Annotated in this window: 17 protein-coding genes; 8 read left to right on the top strand and 9 right to left on the bottom strand. The window is 50.0% G+C overall.

What is annotated here, in order from left to right; all coding sequences use genetic code 11:
- Positions 1 to 2,124, bottom strand: a complete 2,124-nt coding sequence (gene recQ / locus ACGHTT_RS10710; protein WP_390595031.1) for a DNA helicase RecQ — start codon at positions 2,122 to 2,124, stop codon at positions 1 to 3.
- Between the two features lie 397 nt (positions 2,125 to 2,521).
- Here recQ and ACGHTT_RS10705 point away from each other — a divergent pair, with 397 nt between their 5' ends.
- From ACGHTT_RS10705 to ACGHTT_RS10695, 3 genes are all read left to right on the top strand, one after another.
- Positions 2,522 to 3,064: a flavodoxin gene (locus ACGHTT_RS10705; protein WP_390590473.1), complete on the top strand. Its 543-nt coding sequence runs from the start codon at positions 2,522 to 2,524 to the stop codon at positions 3,062 to 3,064.
- A 141-nt stretch (positions 3,065 to 3,205) separates the two neighbouring features.
- Entirely contained in the window at positions 3,206 to 4,564 is a 1,359-nt protein-coding gene (locus ACGHTT_RS10700; protein ID WP_390590472.1) for an Ada metal-binding domain-containing protein, read from the top strand.
- On the top strand, positions 4,561 to 5,040 hold the full coding sequence (locus tag ACGHTT_RS10695) for a methylated-DNA--[protein]-cysteine S-methyltransferase (RefSeq protein WP_390590471.1): 480 nt from the start codon (positions 4,561 to 4,563) through the stop codon (positions 5,038 to 5,040). Before ACGHTT_RS10700 ends, ACGHTT_RS10695 begins: the two co-directional genes overlap by 4 nt.
- A 57-nt stretch (positions 5,041 to 5,097) precedes the next feature.
- On the opposite strand, the gene cmoB is transcribed toward ACGHTT_RS10695, so the two are convergent.
- Positions 5,098 to 6,075: a tRNA 5-methoxyuridine(34)/uridine 5-oxyacetic acid(34) synthase CmoB gene (cmoB, locus tag ACGHTT_RS10690; protein WP_390595030.1), complete on the bottom strand. Its 978-nt coding sequence runs from the start codon at positions 6,073 to 6,075 to the stop codon at positions 5,098 to 5,100.
- A complete protein-coding gene (gene cmoA, locus ACGHTT_RS10685; protein ID WP_390590470.1) occupies positions 6,072 to 6,806 on the bottom strand; it encodes a carboxy-S-adenosyl-L-methionine synthase CmoA in 735 nt (244 codons plus the stop codon). Before cmoA ends, cmoB begins: the two co-directional genes overlap by 4 nt.
- A gap of 140 nt (positions 6,807 to 6,946) precedes the next feature.
- Between cmoA and ACGHTT_RS10680 the strand changes: the two genes are divergently transcribed.
- The 4 genes from ACGHTT_RS10680 (at position 6,947) to ACGHTT_RS10665 (ending at position 10,838) form a co-directional block, all read left to right on the top strand.
- Positions 6,947 to 8,569, top strand: coding sequence for a response regulator (locus tag ACGHTT_RS10680; RefSeq protein ID WP_390590469.1), 1,623 nt, complete (start codon positions 6,947 to 6,949; stop codon positions 8,567 to 8,569).
- A 6-nt stretch (positions 8,570 to 8,575) separates the two neighbouring features.
- Positions 8,576 to 9,277 (top strand): sensor histidine kinase, encoded by a 702-nt coding sequence (locus tag ACGHTT_RS10675; protein ID WP_390590468.1) that lies wholly within the window; start codon positions 8,576 to 8,578, stop codon positions 9,275 to 9,277.
- A gap of 134 nt (positions 9,278 to 9,411) precedes the next feature.
- The gene (locus tag ACGHTT_RS10670) at positions 9,412 to 10,170 is read left to right on the top strand and encodes a 3-hydroxybutyrate dehydrogenase (RefSeq protein WP_390590467.1); all 759 of its coding nucleotides are present in this window, start codon (positions 9,412 to 9,414) and stop codon (positions 10,168 to 10,170) included.
- Positions 10,167 to 10,838, top strand: a complete 672-nt coding sequence (locus tag ACGHTT_RS10665; RefSeq protein WP_390590466.1) for a response regulator — start codon at positions 10,167 to 10,169, stop codon at positions 10,836 to 10,838. The genes ACGHTT_RS10670 and ACGHTT_RS10665 overlap by 4 nt, the downstream gene beginning before the upstream one ends.
- Here ACGHTT_RS10665 and ACGHTT_RS10660 read toward each other — a convergent pair.
- Genes ACGHTT_RS10660 through ACGHTT_RS10650 form a run of 3 tightly spaced genes read right to left on the bottom strand, consistent with a single transcriptional unit; the run spans position 10,835 to position 17,639 of the window.
- Complete coding sequence (locus ACGHTT_RS10660) at positions 10,835 to 14,257, bottom strand: PAS-domain containing protein (protein ID WP_390590465.1); 3,423 nt, start codon at positions 14,255 to 14,257, stop codon at positions 10,835 to 10,837. The two genes, ACGHTT_RS10665 and ACGHTT_RS10660, sit on opposite strands and share 4 nt — an antisense overlap.
- Positions 14,258 to 14,285: 28 nt before the next feature.
- Positions 14,286 to 16,328 carry a 3-hydroxybutyrate oligomer hydrolase family protein gene (locus ACGHTT_RS10655; RefSeq protein WP_390590464.1) on the bottom strand — a complete coding sequence of 681 codons (2,043 nt, stop codon included), beginning with the start codon at positions 16,326 to 16,328 and terminating at the stop codon, positions 14,286 to 14,288.
- A gap of 9 nt (positions 16,329 to 16,337) precedes the next feature.
- Positions 16,338 to 17,639 carry a GntP family permease gene (locus ACGHTT_RS10650; RefSeq protein ID WP_390590463.1) on the bottom strand — a complete coding sequence of 434 codons (1,302 nt, stop codon included), beginning with the start codon at positions 17,637 to 17,639 and terminating at the stop codon, positions 16,338 to 16,340.
- Between the two features lie 225 nt (positions 17,640 to 17,864).
- On the opposite strand from ACGHTT_RS10650, the gene ACGHTT_RS10645 reads away from it, so the two are divergent.
- Positions 17,865 to 20,057, top strand: a complete 2,193-nt coding sequence (locus ACGHTT_RS10645) for a TonB-dependent receptor (protein ID WP_390590462.1) — start codon at positions 17,865 to 17,867, stop codon at positions 20,055 to 20,057.
- 104 nt (positions 20,058 to 20,161) lie between these two features.
- Here ACGHTT_RS10645 and ACGHTT_RS10640 read toward each other — a convergent pair whose 3' ends face one another.
- The 3 genes from ACGHTT_RS10640 to ACGHTT_RS10630 form a co-directional block, all read right to left on the bottom strand.
- Positions 20,162 to 20,449, bottom strand: a complete 288-nt coding sequence (locus ACGHTT_RS10640; protein ID WP_390590461.1) for a YebG family protein — start codon at positions 20,447 to 20,449, stop codon at positions 20,162 to 20,164.
- A gap of 82 nt (positions 20,450 to 20,531) precedes the next feature.
- Positions 20,532 to 21,188 (bottom strand): RluA family pseudouridine synthase, encoded by a 657-nt coding sequence (locus ACGHTT_RS10635; protein WP_390590460.1) that lies wholly within the window; start codon positions 21,186 to 21,188, stop codon positions 20,532 to 20,534.
- Positions 21,185 to 22,024, bottom strand: coding sequence for a 23S rRNA (adenine(2030)-N(6))-methyltransferase RlmJ (locus ACGHTT_RS10630; RefSeq protein WP_390590459.1), 840 nt, complete (start codon positions 22,022 to 22,024; stop codon positions 21,185 to 21,187). The genes ACGHTT_RS10635 and ACGHTT_RS10630 overlap by 4 nt, the downstream gene beginning before the upstream one ends.
- Positions 22,025 to 22,135: the final 111 nt, after the last annotated feature.

Raw genomic sequence — 22,135 nt, 5'->3', positions numbered from 1 at the left:
TTATTGATTGAGCATGGCAACCCGCACGCATTTTAGTAGGCCATAGGGGTAGTTTCCGCCGAGCGCCTCGAACACCGGTTTAAATCGAAAGCCCTCTTCGCCGCCGTCGTATTGCAAAATTTCGTCTTGAATTTGACCTAATGTGCGCTCGTCGAGTTCGATGGCATCCAACAAGGCAATGCGTTTATCTTGCAGTAAAATGGCGACATGGTTGTACACGGTTTCAACGGCGAGTCCGCGATGACTGGCAATTTGCTCCACTGTCATTTGTGCTTGTAGCAGTTGTGCAGTGGTGTCTAAGGTTGCGCTGTCTTGGTTGTTTGTCGCGTCGTTGTCGAAGCGCAAAATAACGTCGATAAACGCCTCGCCGAACTTGTCCCATTTCGATTGGCCCACACCGCTAATGGCGAGCATGGCTTGCTCTGAGGTGGGGCGGTAGCGCACCATTTCCATTAAGGTGGCATCGTGAAAGACCACATAGGGCGGCACGCCATGTTCTTCCGCCAATTGCTTTCTGCAGGCACGTAGGGCATCCCACAAAGCGGTATCGGCTTGTGCCAATTGTTGGCTGTGTTTGGACTTGCTGGTTTTTACGTCTTTGACGTCGCGTCGCAACTGAATACGTTCATCGCCTTTGAGTAAATCGCGACAGCTTTCTTCTAGCCGCAAACCACCAAAGCCGGTGCTGTCCACGGCGAGGTAGCCACGGGCCACTAATTGCCGGAAAACGGAGCGCCATTGGTTGGCGTCGAGATCTTTACCTATGCCAAAAGTGGTTAGTTTATGGTGATCAAACTGCAGGACTTTTTGGTTTTCTTTACCCAATAAAATGTCCACTAGGTGCGAAACGCCAAAGCGTTGACCGGAGCGGAATACGCAGGACAGCGCTTTGCGCGCGGCATCGGTACCGTCCCAAGTGGCCACGGGATTTATGCAGGTGTCGCAATTGCCACAAGGCACATGATCTTGTTCTCCAAAATAGCGCAACAGCGTTTGCCGGCGGCAACTGGTGATTTCGCACAGGCCGAGCATGGCATCGAGTTTTTGTCGCTCGGCGTGCTTGTGCTCGGCTGAGCCCTCTGACTGACTCATCATTTGGCTGAGTAAAATCACATCTTGGTAGCCATAGGCCATCCAAGCGGTGGCCGGTGCACCGTCGCGCCCGGCGCGGCCCGTTTCTTGGTAGTAGGCCTCGATGCTCTTGGGTAGGTCCAAATGGGCAACAAAGCGCACGTCGGGTTTATCAATACCCATGCCAAAGGCTACGGTGGCAACCATGATGATGTTGTCTTCGCGCAAAAACCGGCGTTGATTTGCCGCCCGTGTTTCAGCGGGCAGGCCGGCGTGATAGGGCAGTGCGGTCATGCCTTCGGCACTTAAGAAGGCCGCTGTTTCCTCTGTTTTTTTCCGCGATAAGCAGTAGATTATGCCGGAGTCGTCGCTGTGCTCCGCGCGAATAAATGCCAGCACCTGCTTGCGCGGATTATTTTTTGGCGTAATGCGGTATTGAATATTGGGCCGGTCGAAGCCGACCACAAATTGCTTGGCATTTTGTAGGTGTAGGCGTTGAATGATTTCCGCCTGAGTTCGGCTGTCAGCCGTGGCGGTTAGGGCAATGCGGGGTACATCGGGAAATTGATCGGCGAGCAAGCCCAGCTGCAGGTAATCGGAGCGAAAGTCGTGACCCCATTGCGACACACAGTGGGCCTCATCAATGGCGAAAAGCGCCAGCGGTACTTGGTGTAGCAAGTTGATGGTGCGCGCTTGGTTCAGGCGTTCCGGTGCAATATACAGCAGGTCGAGATCGCCAGACATCAATTGCTGCTCGATGTTTTGGCTATCGGCGGCCGATAGGGTTGAGTTAAGAAACCCGGCTTTAACCCCAAGTTGTTCTAGCGCGCTGACTTGATCTTGCATAAGGGCGATCAGCGGGGAAATAACCACGCCGCAGCCTTTGCGTGCTATAGCCGGGATCTGATAACACAGCGACTTGCCACCACCCGTAGGCATGATGACAAGTGCGTCCTGACCGTCGATAAGTGCGTCGATGATGGCGTCTTGCGGTGGCCTGAAGTTGGCGTAACCGAAGGTGGTGTTGAGTATTGTGAGTGCGGCTTGATTCATGCGGGCATTATACGTAACAGCCACTAAATTACCGCACTTACTTAGCCTGAGCGTTAACACGAGTTCGGCGGTTGCAGGGCGACTAAAGAGTCAGCCGAAACGGCGATTGGCGCTTAATATTTGGGTGGAAGTAGGTATAATGCGCGGCCGCGGAATGACAGCCTTGAGCACGATAGTGCCCCCGTTGGCTTGATTGACTCGGTGGCCAAGGTAACAAGTAGGTAGAGGTTGTTGTGAGGTTAGCAGTTCGCTGGGTGATACGAAATCACCGTATAGTGGCGCGCGGCAGATTAGTTGCGCAGTTAGATGTTCAGGGTTACCGAGACGGTGGCTATTGGTTTTAACCAGCGATGACGATGGGCTTTAAGCGCGTAATGTCGGTAAGTTGAGGTTTTTTGTGACGCAAATTGGTTTGTTTTTTGGCAGCGACGAAGGTAATACAGAAGCTGTCGCCTATCGAATTCAAGCGCGATTTGGTGCAGATGTTATTGATGTGCACGACGTTGCTGACGTAACAGTGCTCGATTTTGACGCTTACGACCACATTATTTTAGGTATCTCCACCTGGGACTTTGGTCAAATTCAGTCCGATTGGGAAGATTTTTGGGGCGATATTTCGGCGGTCGATTTTACCGGTAAAACCGTCGCACTCTTTGGCCTAGGTGACCAGTTTGGCTACGGCGATTTCTTCCTCGATGCCATGGGGATGTTGCACGACGTTATCGTAGAAAATGGTGCCAGTATTGTCGGCCATTGGTCTACCAGTGGTTACGACTTCGATGCCTCTAAGGCATTGGTGCCCGGCGAGGCAAAATTTGTCGGTCTCGCCATCGATCAAGATCAGCAAGAAAATCTCACCTGTGAGCGATTAAATCGCTGGTGCCAGCAGGTACATACCGCTTTTGGTGTCGAGAGCGCCCTCAGCCTGCTCGACGATTGACGGTCCTCACTGGCCGGTGCTACGCCGGCTAATATTTGCGTTAATGCCCTCTGTTTTTGGTCAGTTCCGATTCTGGCTAGTACTCGGCTAGCGATAAGGTAAGATTGCGGCTTCTCTACTGAGTTCTACACAGGTCTCGCCATGTCGGTTATGCCCTTGAGCCCGCGACAATGCCAAGCCGCGCGGCTCGCCCGCGATGCACGCTTTGACGGTGTTTTTTATACCGCAGTGTTGACTACCGGTATTTACTGCCGACCTATTTGTCCTGCCCGCGCGCCGAAAGAGGCTAATGTACGTTATTTTCCCTCCGCGGCCGCCTGCGCTGGACAAGGCTACCGCCCGTGTTTGCGCTGTAAGCCGGATGCTGCGCCAGCGCCGGCGTCGAGTGGCGCATTAACGTCAGCAATGGCGCAATTGAATGCAGGCGACGCCATTGCGCAAGTGGCTCGACAACTTGCTATTTCAGAGCGCTATTTACGCAAGTTGTTTGTCAGTGAGTTAGGGGTGGCACCGAAACAGTATCAGCTGTACCAGCGCTGCCTGTTGGCGAAACAATTACTGCACCAAACGGCGTTACCGATAACGCAAATTGCGTTTGCCAGTGGCTTCGCCAGTGTCAGACGTTTTAATGACTGTTTCTCTCAGCAATTAAACTTGACGCCGTCCGCCGTGCGCGCCCAAAACACAGTGCAGGCAAGCACAAAAATGCAGCCAAGTTTGACGTTAAACTTGAGTTACAGGCCACCCTATAACTGGGCGTGGGTGAGTGCGTTTTTACGTGCCAGAGCGATTGAGGGTTTGGAAACTGTGGGCGAGGATCACTACGGTCGACAATTTTATCTCGGTTCAGAAAAAGTCTCGTTTGTGGCGTTTCATCGCGCCGATCATTGTCAGTTTCAAGTGTTAATTCAACTGAGTGATTGGCGACTTTTGATTGCAGCGGTCGATAAAATACGCACGATATTAGATTTAAATGCCAACAGCTATTTTATTGATCAAGCGCTGTTGCGCGCGGCGCCTAACCTTAAATTAAATCTTGGGTTGCGAATACCTCAATTTCCCAGTTGCTTTGAAGCCGGTGTGCGGGCTGTATTGGGTCAGCAGGTATCTGTAGCGGCGGCGAGAAATTTGGTGGCGCAGGTGGTCGATACCTTGGGTGAGTGCGAGGGGGAACAGCGTTGGTTTCCTGCGCCAGAAAAATTGGCTGAACACGATTTGGCCTTTTTAAAAATGCCAGGTCAGCGGCGCGATACACTGCGCCGATTGGCACAATTTTGTGTGCAGCAACCGAACACACACGCGCGGGAATGGCTGGCACTTAAGGGGATAGGTCCTTGGACAGTGGATTATGCGTGTATGCGAGGCCAGGGTGATTCCGATATTTGGCTGCGTGGTGATTTAGGTGTAAAGCATGGCTTGGCAAAACTGGGGGCTGTCGACGATAGCCTTGCACAACCTTGGCGAAGCTATTTAACAGTGCAAATGTGGAGTCAATTATGACAACGGCAGCGTCTTTGAGTTACAGCCACCTGTGCACGCCACTGGGTAATCTATGGGTTGGTGAAAGCGAGGCCGGTATTGCGGAGATTGCATTTCGCGACGGTGAAAGCAATTGCGTTAACTCGCCCTTGTTGTGTGAGGCCATTGATCAGTTGCAGGGGTACTTCGCCGGTAGGTTGACGCAGTTTACGTTTCCGATGGCGCCGATGGGTACAGATTTTCAGCGCTCGGTTTGGCGTGCCTTGTTAGATGTCCCTTACGCTAACACTTGCAGCTATAGCGATATTGCCGGTGCCATCAAAAAACCAAAAGCAGTACGCGCCGTGGGTGCTGCGAATGGTCGTAACCCCATCGCTATTGTCGTACCCTGTCATCGAGTGATTGGCGCCAACGGTAGCTTAACGGGTTATAACGGTGGATTACACCGCAAGCAGTGGCTGCTCGAGCACGAGGCAAAAAATCGCCGAGCACCATAGTGTTCTAGCGCACCGTGGCTATTCAGGTGCTTAGGGTATTTGAAGGGCCTTGGTAATTTAGGGGGCTTCGGCAATAAACGTGGCGCGAATGGGCGCCGGGTGGCCTTCGGCGGTTTTGGTTTTATCGACAGGGTCTAAAAACTCATTGAGCGAATGATAGAGCATCCAATCGGTGGTGCGTTGTTCTTCCAGAGATGTGGTATTCATTTCCACGAGGCGTGGGTTTTTAAATCCGCATTTTTTTAACCAAGACAGCATGGTGGGTGCGCTGGGTAAAAACCACACATTATTCATTTTGGCGTAGCGGCCCTCAGGCACTAAAACGTCGCCAAGTTCACCCTTAATCACGAGCGTTTCCAAGACCAATTGGCCTCCTGCGCGCAAGGTTTCTTTTAGCTCGCGCAAATGATCCATGGGCGAGCGGCGGTGGTAGAACACGCCCATGGAAAACGTCGTATCGAAGCAACCGAGTTCGGCTGGAAGATGCTCAATGCCAATGGGCAGCACATCGACAGGAGCTGTGCCTATAAATTTTTTAAGACTGTAAAACTGCATGACGAACCGCGGTGAGGGGTCTATGCCAATTACCCGTCTTGCCCCAGCGCCGTACATGCGCCAGCAGTGGTAGCCATTGCCACAGCCCACATCCAGCACGTGTCGGCCGGTCAGATCGTAGATGAACGGCTTAACTCTGTCCCACTTCCAATCGGAGCGCCACTCGGTGTTGATGTGGGTGCCAAACACTGAAAACGGACCTTTACGCCAAGGTATGAGCTCTTTGAGTATTTGCGCTATGTACGTTTTTTTGTCTTCGGCTATATCGGCATCGATCAAAAATTCAGTATCAAAAGTTTTTGTTGCGGCTATGACATCGGGTAGTTTGAGAAAGCTATCTCGCCACTGAGCGAGATCACCAAAACGTGTTTCCGAGAGGCCGTCGGCAATATCGGCAGGTAGCCTTTTTGCCCAGTGCTCAAAGCGCGCATCGCTACCTAAGGCGGCGAGAAGAGGTTGGTATAGGTCTAGGTAATTCATGCTTTGATGGCGATTAACGAGGCGAAATTGAAACATTGAAACCAAACGTCACTGCTTCCGAAACCAGCTCGCTTCAAACGGTTCCGGTGTACTTCTAAGGTTTCGGGAATGAGTACTTTTTCTAGCGCTGTGCGCTTCTGCGCGATTTCAAGTTCGCTATAGCCATTGGCTCTTTTAAAGTGGTGGTGCAGTTCAATCATTAAATCTTGGTGGGGCGCGTCATTAAAGGCGACTTTTTCCGAGAGTATGAGCACTCCACCGGGGAGCAGCGCCTGATAGATTTTCGCCAAAATCTGTTCGCGCTCGGCCACGTCGATAAATTGTAAGGTGAAGTTTAAAACTACCACGGAGGCCCGTTCGAGTTGTACATCTTGCAGGTTGCCGCAGTGCAAGCTAACGGGCACTTCACCGCTGTCGGCCTGAACGACGAGTTGGCAACGTTCTATCATGGCTGGCGAGTTGTCTATGGCGACAATATGGCAATTGGCACTGCGGATGCGGTGGCGCATAGCCAAGGTTGCGGCACCGAGAGAGCAACCTAAGTCATAGCAGGTGGAGTCGGCCTGCGCATAACGCTCGGCAAGGTCGCCAATCATGCTGATGATGGTTGTATAGCCTGGTACTGAGCGCTTAATCATATCGGGGAATACATTCACCACGCCCTGATCGAAGCGAAAACTGGCCAAATCCTTAAGTGGATTAGCGTACAGGTCATCTTTGGGCTGATTCATAGCGAACTACTGCCGTAAAAACCGCCAATTCTAGCGGTCTAGCGCTACACAGGCAATAAAACTGAACTAAGCTTTAGCGATTAAAACCCATCAATATTCAGGCGAGGAGTAAGGCGCTGGTTAACTACAAAACAATCAAAGTGCTTGTTGTCGACGACTTCGATAGCTTTCGTATGGCTGTCAGCCGAATGCTGTTAGATTTTGGCTGTAAGCAGGTGGATACCGTTGTTAACGGTTCGGAGGCAATGAGGCTGTGTGTGGAAACAGACTATGATCTGATTCTCTGCGATTTCAATTTAGGCAAAGGTCGAAATGGACTGCAGGTGCTGGAGGAATTGCGCTACAAGCAACTACTGCGGCGCAGTAATTTGTTTTTGCTGGTGAGCGCGGAGTCCAGTCGCAATATTGTGCTGGCGGCATCTGATTATGAACCCGATGGTTATTTAACCAAGCCATTCACGGCAAAAACGTTGCGTCAGCGCTTAGACAGGTTATTGCATCAACGCCAAGCTATGAAGCCGATCTCTCGTGCTATTGAAGATAATTACATTGATAGGGCCATTGTGCTTTGTCTTTCGCAGCTTGATGAAGGTAGCCGTTACACAACACTGTGTCAGAAAATGCTCGGTGCGCTCTATGTAAAGACTGAACAATATGATTTAGCAGAAGCAGTTTACCGCCAAGTATTGGAAGTGCGGGAAATGGATTGGGCGCAAGTGGGTATGGCGCAGATTAAGAAAGCACAGAAAGACTTGGATACAGCCGTTGAGTGGTTGACTCAAATTGTGCAACAACACCCGATGTGTATGTTGGCGTACGATGAACTTGCCGACTGTCACGAGAAACAAAATAAAAATGACCTAAGACAAGCGGTGTTAGAACGGGCCGTCGCCGTTTCGCCTGTTGCGTTGTTGCGTCAACAAGCCTTAGCGGAGGTAGCTACGAGTAATAACGATAAGGTAGTGGCTGCACAGACGTATAAAAAAGTGATTAAACTCTCTGAAAACTCTGTGCACGATAGAGTTGAAAATCACTTGGCGTTTGGTCGTGCCGCAGCGGCGGTATTTAGCGAAGATGAAAGCGTTGGGCGCGATGTCATACGCGATGCCTTGGCTGTGGTAGATCAAATTGAGAACAAGTTTGGCAAGGACGAAACCAGGCACTTGCAATTGCAATTTATCGAAGCACAATTACAAGTAAAACAAGGTAATAAGAAGCGGGCGTCCGAACTTTTTTTAGCGTCTTCACAACAAATGGATGCCACAGGCTTACGCGATATCGATACCGAGCTAGATAGAGTATTCACCATGCAAGCGCTTGAGCAATTTGATAAAGCCAAAGATACCTTGAAAGGCTTAATCGTTGCATTTAAAGATGACGAGTCGGCGCTGAAAAAAATTGATCGCTTATTGGATGAGCCGGTCAGTGAAGAAAGTCGACAGCAAGTGGCGAAAATCAATAAAGAGGGCATTCGTTTGTATGAACAGAAGGCCTATTTGAAAGCCATTGAGTGCTTTCAACGTGCCAAGCGGCTATTTCCAATGCATTTAGGGGTTCAGTTGAACTTGGTGCAAGCGCTGGTTGGGCAGATGAATACTGGTGACGATTCCGAGGAATGGATGACAGTCGCGCTTACCTGTTTAAAGGGGGTCGAGTCCTCGATCAATGCCACCCACGCTCAGTTTCAGCGCTATCGCCAGTTACAGGATATGGTGCGCCAGGTGGACCTAGATCGCAAGACCAAGAAATTGAAAAAGAGTTGAGTCACTATGAATAGCAAGCAAGATAGAGATGATAAGGTTGCGGATTTTTCCTTGGTGCTGGCCTCAAGTGTTCACGATATGAAAAATTCATTAGGTATGTTGTTAAATTCGCTGGAAGAAACCATGCTCGAAATGCCCGCTAAGACGCCGGCCCAGCAACAGCGCTTTGCCACCTTACAGTATGAAGCTTCAAGAATTAATGGCGAACTGATTCAGTTGCTATCTCTGTATCGAATGGATCAGCAAGCGATGCCGATTATGGTGGAGGAAAACTACGTGCGCGATATGCTCGATGAACAGTTGGCACGTAACGATGCCTTGTTTACGAGCCGCAGGCTTAACGTTGACTACCAGTGTGGCGATGATTTGATGTGGTACTTTGACTCCGAGTTGGTGGGAGGTGTGATTCACAATGTTCTGGTTAATTGTGCGCGCTATACTCGAAGTCAATTACAGGTACTGGCATATGAAGACAGTGGCTTGCATATTAAAATATCCGATGATGGCGGCGGCTATCCAAAATTAATGCTGGATCAACCGGTTAACATGAAGAGCCGTGTTTCTTTTGAGTCCGGCAGTACCAATCTGGGTCTGTATTTTGCGCAAACGGTTGCCGCGTTACATAAAACAAAGGTCACCTGCGGGTCAATTTCTTTGTCTAATGGTGGCGCGTTAGGCGGCGGTGAGTTTCATTTATACTTACCCTAACGATCCCCCATGCGACTAAGGTACTAGTGCCAGTGGTTGCTTGACTTGCTAATCTTGGCTTTTTCACAGCGATAAGGCTTCCCATGCAGTCAACCCCATCATCCTCTTTGCCATTAATAGGAAAATCCGCGCTTGTGACGGGGAGTACGTCAGGTATTGGGCTAGCATGCGCTCAAACATTGGCCGCTAAAGGGGCGAATCTTGTTATTCACGGGCTTGTCAGCGATGAGGAGGGCAAGCGCTTAGCGACGCAGTTGGCCGCGACATTTAAGGTTGATTGTTTCTTCGTCGCGGGCAATCTTGCCGATGAAGATGCGGTGATTAAACTCATACATGAGGCTCAGACGCTGCTGGGGCGCTTGGATATCTTGGTCAATAATGCCGGTATTCAATTTACCGCACGGGTTGAGAATTTCCCTCTCGATAGATGGCGTCAAATTTTAGAGGTGAATCTCACCGCGTGTTTCACTGCGATAAAGGCCGCTTTGCCTTTCATGCAGGCGGAAAAGTTTGGTCGCATTATCAATATTGCCTCTGTACACGGTTTAGTGGCATCAAAGGAGAAGTCTGCTTATGTGGCTGCCAAGCACGGGCTGGTTGGCTTGACTAAGGTGGTCGCCTTAGAAAACGCTGAGCAGGGAATCACCTGTAATGCGATCTGCCCTGGCTGGGTGGATACGGCCATCGTCGCCAAGCAAATAGAGGCGAAAGCTAAAATGCAGGGCATCACTGAAGTGCAGGCGCGTCGCGACCTCGTTGCAGAAAAGCAGCCAATGTCTCATATGACCTCGGTTCAAGCGATTGCTGATCTCGTGGCATTTTTAGCGAGCGACAGCGCCGTCACTATGACCGGTTCCGCGATTCCAATGGATGGTGGCTGGTTGGCGCAATGACGGTTATGATGACGTTACCCGACAGCTTACCCGTTAACTCTATGCCGCTACTTTTACTTGCCGATGATCATCCGTTGTTTCGCGCCGCACTGAAGCAGACCTTGGTGCAATCCAATCTTGTGATCGACGCGGAATGTGTGGAGTGCGAGAGCCTTTCCTCGGTGCAAAAGTTGTTGGAGGACGGTCTCGAACCCGATTTAATTCTTTTGGATTTACATATGCCGGGCACCTTGGGTTTCGCCGGTTTAGCAAGTCTGCGCGGTTGTTTTCCTGAAACGCCTGTGGCTATTGTGTCTGGCGATGACAGTATGGCGCGCGTGATGCGGGCTGAGCAATTAGGCGCGTCGGGTTTTATCTCAAAATCCTTGGCGCCGGCGGAGTTAGCCTTGGCCATTAGCCGGTTACTGGCAGGCGACTTGTGGTTTGATAAGGTTAGTGCGCAAGACTCGCCAGAAGTGGATGAGGTGGCCGAGCGCATCGCCAATCTTACGCCGCATCAATTTCGTGTTTTTTCCATGTTGTGTGAGGGCTTGTTGAATAAGCAAATAGCCTTTGAATTGGACATCGCCGAGCCAACGGTTAAGTCACATGTGACGGCCATCATGCGTAAACTCGGGGTAAGAAAGCGCACGGAAGTGATTTTATTGGCGCAGAAGCTAGCCAATTAAAATTTGCCACTTTGTTTCAACAGCCGGTTCATCAGTGCCCGCAAGGCTGGAATCTTCACGGGCTTTTTCAAAAAATAATAACCTAGCTTGGTCGCCTCTGATTTAACTTTGTCGTCATAGTCTGCAGAAATGATAATGGTTGGAATTTTTTGTTTAAGTTGTTCGTGAATTTTGGCTGCCGTATCGATGCCGCGCTCGTCATTGTTGAGATGGTAATCCGCGAGGATTAAGTCTGGAGGCTCGGCTGTGGCTGCGTTTATGGCTTGCGCGTGATTAGATGCTTCTATCACCTCGCAGCCCCAAGGTTTTAGCAGTGCCCCCATCGCCGCTAAAATGGCCGGCTCGTTATCTAGGCAGAGAACCCGTATATTATTAAATTGGCGCTGTTGCTTAATGTGCGACGTGGGCGTAATGACTTTTGTGGGTTGAGACGTCGTTGGTAGCGTTAGGGTGAAGCAGCTGCCTTTTTCAGGCGTAGATTTTACTGAAATACTGATGTTGAGTAATCGACACAAGCGCTCAACTGTTGCCAAGCCTAGTCCCAGGCCACCGTCATTTTGATCGGGGTTGATACGTTTGAATTCGACAAAGATCGCTTGCTGATACTCGGTTGCAATGCCGGCACCGGTATCCCAGACTTGTATGTCTAATTTGTTTGAACGTTTTCTGGCCGTCATTAAAACTCGGCCTTTATCGGTATAGCGAATCGCGTTGGACAGTAGGTTCTGCAGCACCCGTCGTAGTAACTTGAAATCCGTTAAAACTGCATCATTTCGGTAGCGGCTACTCAGCGTTAATCCTTTTAGTGTTGCTTGAAGTTGAAAGTCCTGTTGCAAACTTTGTAATAACTCGCCAATGTTAAAAGCCTGTGGATTGGCAGTGATGGCGCCAGCATCGAGTTTTGCAATGGCAAGCAATTCACTAATGATATTGTCTGCAGCATGCAAGGACGCATCCAATTGCATTAATGTTTTCTGGATGTTTTGTGGTAGGTCTGGCTCGGCCGAGGCCTGTTGTAATAATGCGTTGGTAAACAATTTTGCGGCGTTGAGTGGTTGGACTAAATCGTGACCAGCCGCAGCTAAGAATCGAGTCTTACTTGAGTTGGCAATTTCCAAACGCTGGTTTGACTCTTGTAGTTCGGCGGTGCGAGTGTTGACCCTTTGTTCCAAAAGGTTTCTATGTTCCTGTAGGTCTTCAAGGCTTTTTTGATAGTCGGTGATATCGGTAAAGGTGGTGACAAACCCGCCGCCGGGCATTGGGCTACCACGCAATTCGAGTACCCGTTTGTTGTGGTTTCTTTTAACTATATATGGGCTACCATCTGCCATATATTGCAGGCGTTTTTCAACAAAGGCCTCAACATCTGATTCATCGGTAGATTCTAAATTAATCGCGTTGTGGCGCAATAAGTCGGCCACATGCCGGCCCACGTGCACTAGATTGGTGGGGTAGTCAAAAATTTCAAGGTAGGGTCGGTTCCAGGCTACTAGACGCAAATTTTTATCAACCACACTGATGCCTTGGCTGATGTTGTCGATGCTGGCCTGCAGTAGCTCTCGGGAGAAGTGGTAGATTTCAGAGGTTTCGTCTAACAAGGGCGCCGGCTCTGAGCTTGAGGCATGCTCAATAACATGACGTGCCGATACCGAACCAATAACACCGGCTAACAGTGTTTCAACAAAATCGATATAGGCGGGTTCAGCTTGGGATTGTGGAAACTGATGCTCGCTGTATTGCCTGAGCGCCAATCGAGCTTGCTCAACACCTAGAAATCGACTGGCCAAGGCTTGCAGTTGGTGTACAGGTAAGCTTTTGCTATCGATAGTGGGCGGCGCAGGATCTTGGTGGCGTATTCGAATAACGGCAAATACCGTAATGATATTGGCAATTAAACTCCACAATACACCGTGGCTAATACTGGATAGGCCGTCCAAACCGAATAAGGCGGTAGGCCTTAACCATTCAATGTCGGCAAAGCCTTGTTCGACAAAGGTTAGGCTAATCCATCCCGCTCGCGCGAGCATCGGTAGCAGCAGCGTATAACACCAAAATAAAAACCCGACGCCTATGCCGCTAATGACAGCAGTAACATCCCTGTGTGATTGATGCAGCGTCAGCCACAATGCCGGTGCAAATTGTGCGACCAGCGCGAAGGATAATAGGCCGATAGCGCCGAGTGCATTGTTATTGGCAAATAAATGGTAGTAGCCATAGGCGAAGCCCATGATCATTAAAATAATGATCCGGCGCACGGCGCGCAGCTGGGTGCTCAGGTCTAATTGAGGATGCTGTTTTAGCCAGCGGCTGTTGAGCAAGCGCGGTACAACCAGTTCGTTACTGATCATGGTCGCCATCGCAACGCAGGCGACGATGACCATGCTCGAGCCAGCCGATAGCCCGCCTAAGTAGGCAAGGAGCGCGAGATCTGTGCGGCCATTGGCTAGAGGCAATCGCAAAACGAAGTGCTCTGCGCTGATATCGAGTTGATGAAAGCTGAGTAGGCCGCCATAGGCAATCGGTAAAATACAGATGCCGAAAAGAATTAGGTAGACAGGTAGTACCCAGCGCACGGTATCGAGATCTTTAGAGGATTCGCTTTCGACCACGAGCACATGAAATTGGCGCGGTAAACATAATATGGCGATGAAACCAAGCACCGTGGCCGCAAGAAAGCCCTGGTCGGCGTCGTGACGTTGGAGTAATTGCGTGATGGTGTCATTGCGAACTGTTTGCAGTGCAATGTCGCTAAAACCATCGAAGAGTGTGTAGGTCACAAACCAGGCTATCGCAACAAATGCGGTGATCTTAATAATGGCCTCGAAGGCGATCGCTAACATAAGACCATTATGGTGCTCGCGTGCGTCTAAGTGCCGGGTGCCAAAGGCGATAGCAAAGAGGCCGAGAATGAGCGCAATATAGAATGCGGTGTCCTGAATCAGTGGTTGATCAAGTAAATAATGTGAATGCACGAGGTTGTCGGTGAGGACATGAAAGCTTTCGGTTATGGCTTTGAGTTGTAGCGCAATATAGGGAATCAACAGTATCAAGCAGATAACGGCCACGATGACGGCAAGTGGTCGAGAGCGATTAAAGTTCATGGCCAAATAATCGGCGATAGAAGTAGCATTGCCTTGTTTTGCGGTGTCAATCAGCTTCTTTAACGGTTTAGCGAAAAAGATAAGCAGGATAATTGAGCCAAGAAAGGTGGGCGGGAAATACCAGCCGTTATAGGCAGCTTGCGCCGTGGTGCCATAAAAGCTCCAGGCACTGCAATAAATGGTGGTGGCTAACGCGATAATATAGGGCTTGAATTTTTGCACCGTGCGCTCGGCCAGACGATCTCCCCACCAGGCAATGGCGAAGAGGATCATCAAATAGGCCAAGGAAATCAGAAGCAGTTCTAAATAACTGAGCATCGCTTGTCGATTTTTTGATGAGCCGAATCTATTCGGGGATTGTCACACCTACTTTATTGATGGTTATGGCTTGGTGTGACCTGAGACCGCTAAGGTTATCGCTATTTAATGCAATGTCAGGCTGCTTAGCAAGGGCCTGGTTCATATCTCTCAAGCGCTCAACCACTATGTATTGGCTTGGAGGAAGCGGGCTGGCGTCTCGTAGGTGGTTGAGCATGATATCGAGCGCCTGCTCAAAATAGCCGTGCAAAGGCGTGTAATAAGTGCGTAGGGGCGGATAGTTGAGGAAAGCGTCAAAGTGCTGACTTTTGTCGACTTCAATGTAACGCAATTGGCTGTTATCGCCTTCGACGCGATAATTCAACGTGGCATAAGCACGGCCGTGTTGGCTCGGTTGAATTAAATTGTCGGAACCCCCTTGTACCAGCAGGGTTGGTTTACGGTGTAAGTTACCAGAGAAGGCGAGTTGGTTTACGTGTTCTTCAAACGCGTTGGAGTTGATTGCCTGACGGAGGCAAAGTAAATTTGTTAAACCGGCATCAAATTGTCCAGCCGGATTTTTGGAAAAAAATAAACTGCGCGCGCCGTCAAGGGATTGGTTGTTGATAATTTGCAAACCGCTGGTGGGCACAATGCCGCTACTGCTGGAAAATAAATGCTTAATAACGGCGCTAGGTGTTGCGATGGGCTGGCCTGTTTGATCGACATAGGCGTAGCTGAGTTGGCAAAGGTTATCTTCTACTGACAGGCCCAGGTAGCTATTGGCGTAATTTACCGCAATGCTTTCCCATAAACCAATGGCGCTGGAGGTCATGAGTAAAGGCTCGGCATTCCGCTCTAGGCCCGCCGCTCGCATCTTAGCCAGTGCCGCTTGCGCCAGAGTTTGTTGATTGTCTCCTTGAATTAAGTCTAAGGTTTTGAGTTGCATGCAGCGATTGGCAAAGTGCTTGCCAAAGTAGGGTAGTTGCATCTCGCTCAGTGGCGAGTCAATTTGTTTTGCAAGGCTTGAACAGGCACCGTAGATGGCATACTCGATAGCACGTTGTGGCAATGAGCGTGTCGATATTGTTCGGCCATTGAACTGATAGGAAAAATTGTTAGGTAAAAATACATTGGGTTCGGACACAACAATCGCGTCCAGCCAATTGTCTGAATCCAATTCCGCCGCATGCACAATGGCAGCACCACCATTGGATATGGCGGCACCGAGGGTCAATGTATTTTCGCGAGTGAAGTAGTTGGGTTGTCGCGGGTCTTGGTGGTATTGATTGAGAACATAGAAGCCTAGCTGTGCGGCCTGTATTACAAATGGGCCCCACTCGCGTTCAATTTTTTTTCCGCCGTGGGCGTGCTTGGTAGCGATGCGGTAGGGGTTCTTTTCCGTATATTCGCTCAGTGTGGCTGAGGCGTTTGCAAGAAAATGACTTTCACTTGCAGTGCCGGTTTTTACCAAACCTGTTGTGGTTTGTGCGAGGTTTTCTGTCAGCCAATGAAAGCCGGTGCCGGTGCCTTTGTCTGTGGTTGCCACCGCGCAGCCTTGGTGCAGCGCCCATGCACCGACAACGCCGACGGCGCCATATATGCCCCGCGAACCCGAGGAGGCCGTTACGATGAGACAGGGTTTGTTTGCGTCAAAGTGTTGCGGGACTTGCACCATCAACAGCGCAGCGATGCTGTGATCGTTGTAGCGCACGGGCAGCAAGTATTCGCTACCAGCAACAAACCGGTTAGCGGTCATCGCCTGTGCGTACAGCTGGCCATAACCATCTTGCTCCGCCAGAGCTAGCAGTGATTGATAATTTTGGTGATAGGCGCCGCGTCTCAGTTCTGATGGTGTTGGGTTATGACTGTCCTCAGTCGGTGCGAGTTTGGTGCGCAGTTGGTTTACATGTAGGCCTGCGCTGACCAAGTCATCGGAAATACCGTCGACTTTGGTTTCATGAATTGGGTCGATGGCAAAGCTCGGTTTTTTTGCTTCTACTGGTAGGTCCAGTATTTTTTTAGGGTTGTCGGTGCAGGCCGACAGCATGACAAGCAGGCTGGTGAGTCTGATGTAAATCATCGGTTGCATGGTGAGACCTTAAAAAACGATAAAGAGAAACAGAGCCAGTACAGTGCCTAACAGCGGTACGACCACGGTGAGGGCGGCCATTGGCGCATAAGCCGCTTTATGGGTTTCACCGCAGATAGCCCGAATGGTGGTAACCACATAGCCGTTGTGCGGCAGTGAATCTAACGCGCCTGATGAAATAGCGACCACCCTGTGTAAAGCCTCCGGATCGACACCAGCGTCTAGATAATGCGGCGCAAGCTCGGGCAGTGCAATAGATTGCCCGCCTGAGGCCGATCCAGTCATGGCGGCAATGACGGTGACGGCAATAGCTGCACCAATAAGTTCGTTACCGGGAAGTGAGGTGATGCTCGCAACGGCGATATCGAACGCCGGTGAGGCTTTGGCCACAGAGCCGAAACCCACCACAGCGGCGGTATTGGCAATAGCGAGTAAAGCACCGGTTGTGCCCGCGCTGACGATCGCCTCTAAACCATCTATTTTTCTTAGCGCAAAGGCCCAGGTGACCAAGCAGCCGGCGAGTAGGGCTAAAATCAGCGCATATTGTGCGAAGTATTGATGGCAGAAAAAGGTAACCCCAAGTACTGCCAATATCGGGCTAAAGGACGCCCAGCGAGAAGGTAGAACTTTTTCTTCTAGACTTGGGTCGTCGGTCCGACGATGAAAGACTTCGCCATTGGCTTTTGCCCGTCGCATCATGGCGTTGAGCCAAACAAATCCCATGCTGGCCATAAAGACTGCGACAATTAAGCTGACCTGCCAGCCAGCGTAGGGCGAGGTACCCAGGTATTTAATGGGAATCCAATTTTGAATTTCTGGGCTGCCGGCGGACGTCATGGTAAAGGTGACCGAGCCGAATGCCATAACGGCCGGTATAAAGCGGCGCGGTAAATCCGCTTGTCGAAACAGGCTCACCGCCATGGGGTAGGCTGAAAACGCTACGACAAAAACACTGACGCCGCCATAGGTGAGTAGGGCACAGGCCAGCACGACAGCAGCGGTGGCGTGTTTCATGCCGAGCCGGCCGACGATATCCGAGGCGATTCGATCGGCAGCACCGCTCGCTTCCATGAGCTTACCGAACAAGCTACCGAGCAAAAACATAAAAAACCAAGAACTGATAAAGTCGGTAAAACCGCTCATATAGGCGTTGATAAAGTCAGATTTACCTTCGCTAGGTAATAAGGGCAAGCCCGCGCAAAGGGCGACAATGATAGCGGTAAGTGGCGCGGCTATGAGTAAGTTCATCCCCCGAATAGTGAGGTAAATGAGTAAGCTCAGGGCAAACAACAAACCCAATAAGCTGAACATAGGCAATTCCACCTTTACTTGTGTTTTATTAACATTATTTTGACGATCCGGCCATTATCGGGGTTACGCCGGCAAGTGACATTAGACCAAGGTATGGTGCGGCGTCATACCTTGGTCGTGCAGTCAAATGCGCATTTGCTGGGTAGACTGTTGCTTAAACATTGGGTAGCCCTTTGTTTGAGAGCATTGCGTGAGTCCATAAAAATAGATAAACAGGTAAATCACATGTCTAGCCATAAATTCCATGTCCGCCCACTTGCGTTAACCATCGCAGTTGCTGGTGGTTTTTTAAGTACCAGTCTTTCTGCCGAAGAGTTTGCGCTAGAGGAAATCGTTGTTACCGCGCAAAAGCGCGCGCAATCTATGCAGGAAGTACCTGTTGCCGTGACCGCGATCAGCGAAGATCAACTAATGCAAAACGGCATAAGTGATTTGACGGATATTCAGAAGTTATCGCCTAATACCACCTTGCAACAAAGCCGCGGTACTAATTCAACGTTGACTGCCTTTATTCGCGGAATTGGCCAGCAAGATCCGCTGTGGGGCTTTGAGCCGGGTGTTGGTATTTATGTTGATGATGTATATATCGGCCGCCCGCAAGGTGCGGTAATGGATATTCTCGACGTAGAGCGTGTGGAAGTGTTGCGCGGCCCACAGGGTACTCTTTATGGTAAAAACACCATCGGAGGTGCGGTTAAATATGTGACCAAAAAAATGGCCGGTGAAAACCGTTTGACCATGAGTGGCGCGCTCGGCAGTTATAATCAGCAAGACGTAAAAGTTGCCGGTTCGGCAGAAATAGCCGACGGTGTTTACTTTGGTGGTGCTATCGCAAGTTTTCAGCGCGATGGCTACGGTGAAAATGTTCTTACTGGAAAAGATCAGTATGATAAAGATGTACTGAGTGGTCGCGTTGCACTTGAAATCGAGCCCACTGAAAAACTGTGGATTCGCCTAGCCGCCGATCAAACCGTGGATAAATCGTCACCTAAGCACGGTTATCGTATGAACCCTGATCTGATGGGTGTAGCACCACTTGATAGTGTTTATGACACCGAATCTAATATGCTGCATGAAAACCGCGTTGAATCTAGCGGCGCCTCACTCACCGCCGAATGGCAGATGTCTGAAAGTGTTATTCTTAAATCCACAACTGCTTATCGCGAGGGCGAGACGGAAACTGCGATCGATTTCGACAGCGTCAATCGACCCGATTTCGATGTGCCAGCTTTTTATAAAGACGATCAGACGACACAAGAGTTTCAGCTCATTTGGGAAGGCGATAACGCCAACTTAGTGAGCGGCTTGTATTATTACGCTGGAAGTGCCGAAGGCGCATTCGATGCAGTATTGGGCTATTTGTTCGCGGGCGCCGGCTTGACACAACAAGTGGCGGGCTCCGTCGATACCACTAGTCTTTCTGCGTACGCTCATTACGATTGGCAATTTGCCTCCGATTGGACTCTAAGTTTAGGTGGCCGCTATACTCAGGATAAAAAGGAAGCCGATGTTTACAAGGCTAATTTCCTTGGTAAGTACAGCCCGTTGTTCGCAGGAAAGTACAACCCTGATCAGTCGCCCGCTGTATTTTTAAGCACTCTTACGGATTATGAAAATGATGATACTTGGAGTGAGTTTACTCCACATATTGGTATTGATTACACGATTAATGAAAATGCGATGGTTTATTTAACCTATAGTACCGGCTTTAAAAGTGGTGGCTTTGATATGCGCGGCGATGCCAGTACTCTACCCTCAACTGTAGAAGGGTTTGACCCTGAAACCGTAGCGTCTTTCGAGGCAGGGATTAAGTCCGAGCTGTTCAATAATCGCTTGCGCTTAAACGCCGCTGCTTTCTATGCGGACTACACCGATATGCAGGTGACCGTGCAAACACTCAATCCTGGTGGTGGTTTTTCAAGTGCGGTGTTGAATGCGGGTGAAGCAAAGATTCAAGGTTTTGAACTAGAGGGTTCTCTAGCGATAACTGAGAATCTTCGAGCCAATTTAACCTTGGGTGTTATTGATACGGAGTTTGTTGAGTTCATTAGTGGCGGCGTAGATGTCTCAGATGATGTGGATATGCAAAATACGCCAGACACCACGGCGATGTTCCAATTGAACTACTCTCTGCCTATGTCTAGTGGTGCGCGGTTCGTGATTAATCCTACCGTTGCCTACCGTTCCGATACGCAAATTTTTGAACGCCCCAGTGTGATTGATCAGGAGGCCTACACCCTCGTTGATATCAGTGCGACTTACTACAGTGCTGATGATGCGTGGACAGTGGGGTTGATCGGTAAAAATTTGACGGATGAAGAATACCGTATTGCCGGATACAATTTTGGCGGTGCGTTTGTAACGGGTTTCTACGGCGCGCCAAGGACCTTGGCGGTAGTGGCAAATTACAATTTTTGATGTGGTGGGGCTAGCTTTTTGTAGCCCAATTTAGCGTTCTGTTGTTACTCTCTCGATATTATTGGCCCGCGGTGCGGGCCTTTTTTCATTCCGGCTAAGGTGAATTAACTAGCGTCCGCTAATTGGGTCACGTTGTTTTCAACTTCTTCTACCGGTAAATCCTTTACCTTTTTCAATGCTGTCATTAGGTCTTGGCGATTTTCAATCAAGCGCTCGGCGATAGCTTCAATGGCCGCTTCGGTTAAACCGGTTTCTTCGGCGCTGATCAGGTCGACAATGGTGTAAACGCAATCGAGCCTCTGGTCGTGGGCGTCCGCCAATTTCTTGTCCATATACTCTCCTGCCTGTTCGCCATTGCGCTTGATTACACGATAAACAATTTCGATAGCCATGTTGGTGTTTTCTCCATGGTGGGTGGTGGACCACACCTTACGCTATTTTGCTGTACAAATAAACAGTATTTTAATGGTGCCGCTAAAATTTTTCGGGACAGGTAAACACAAGCTTCTCGTTGCTCGTTGGGTGGCAGAAGGTTAATTGGTCGGCATGCAGTAGCAACCGGTTGTTAGTATTTGTCGCTGTATTCTCACTACCGTAAAACGGGTCGCCGACAATAGGGTGGCCTAAGTCGAATAAATGCACTCTCAGTTGGTGTGTTCTGCCGGTTAGGGGGAAAAGTTCGAGTTTGCTATTAGGCCCTTGAAGCGCCAGCAGCCGATAGTTGGTTTGGGCAGGTTTACCCTTGTAGTAACACACCTTTTGAAAGGGTGGCTGGTCTGTGTTGGGTGCTAACGGTTTATCGATTAGACCCTGTTCGGGTGCGACTTGTCCGGTCACTATGGCGACATAGCGCTTAGTCACTTCGCGGTTTTGCCATTGAATTTTAAGATGGCGTTCGGCCGCTTTGGTTCTGGCCAGCACCAAAATACCGGAGGTGTCGCAGTCGAGCCGGTGTACCAAGTACAGCTCGCCGTAGGTTTCTTGGCACCTCGACAGCAGGCAATCTTTTGTTTCTGGCGCGATACCTGGGTTCGACAGTAGGCCGGAGGGTTTATTGACCACGATAAAATGTTCGTCCCGAAACAAAAGTTCAGGCAGACCCCGTGGTGGGGCGTAGTGAAACTTGATCATTCGCCTACTAACTCCTCAGCCAGCCAATAGGCCTCGGTATCGGAATACACCGAGTTGAGTAGCCACGTAAAGTTGTCTTCGAGTTCCTGTTTAAGGCGCCATGGGGAGTTGATCACAATCATGCCGCTGGCGTTCATGCCCGCTGCATCGTGGTTCTGATTCAAGCCGAACTCAAAGCGTTGGATGCGTTTGATGCCGGTGTTTTTCAGCGCGCGGACCAGTTCCTTCACTTTGGCGGCGTCGATAACGGGATACCACAGTGCGTAAACACCTGTGGCAAAGCGCTTATGCAGCAGCTTTAGCTGGGTTACGACCTGTTGATACTCGGTTTTCACTTCGTAAGAGGGGTCGATCATCACTAAGCCGCGCTTGGACACGGGTGGCACGAGAGCGAGGCTCTTTTTATAGCCATCTTCGTGGTAACAGCTTGCGCGTCGATCATTTTGCACACTTTGTTGCAGCAAGGGAAAGTCAGTGTTGTGTAATTCGCACAGGTGTAAACGATCTTGCTGGCGCAGTGTCAGTGCAGCAAACAACGGTGAGCCCGGATAAAACAGCAGTTCGCCATGGTTAACAGCTTGAACAGTGTTGAGGTACTCAGCCAGTAATGCGGGCAGTTGAGGCGTATGCCAAAGTTTACCTATGCCTTGACTAAACTCGCCGGTTTTCAGCGCCATCTGGCTATCTAGGCGGTATTTTCCAGCACCGGCATGGGTCTCGATGTAATGCACGGCTCCGGGCTTTTCACACAGGTGTTTGAGGATGGCGAGCAAGGTGGTGTGTTTGAGTAAATCGGCAAAGTTGCCAGCGTGAAACGCATGTCGATAGCTAAGCATGGTGACTCGAATTAGGGGCTAGGGCGTTAGTCTACCTGAAGCCATCCCTGCGCTGAACTTTTACCTTATTTATGTAATTTGTGAAGAGGTTTGTCTGCTTATATCTGAGCG

The sequence above is a fragment of the Simiduia litorea genome (genome assembly GCF_042853465.1).
Taxonomy (GTDB): domain Bacteria; phylum Pseudomonadota; class Gammaproteobacteria; order Pseudomonadales; family Cellvibrionaceae; genus Simiduia; species Simiduia litorea.
The sequence above is the reverse complement of the archived record's forward strand: the minus strand, read 5'-3'. Positions and strand labels throughout refer to the sequence as shown.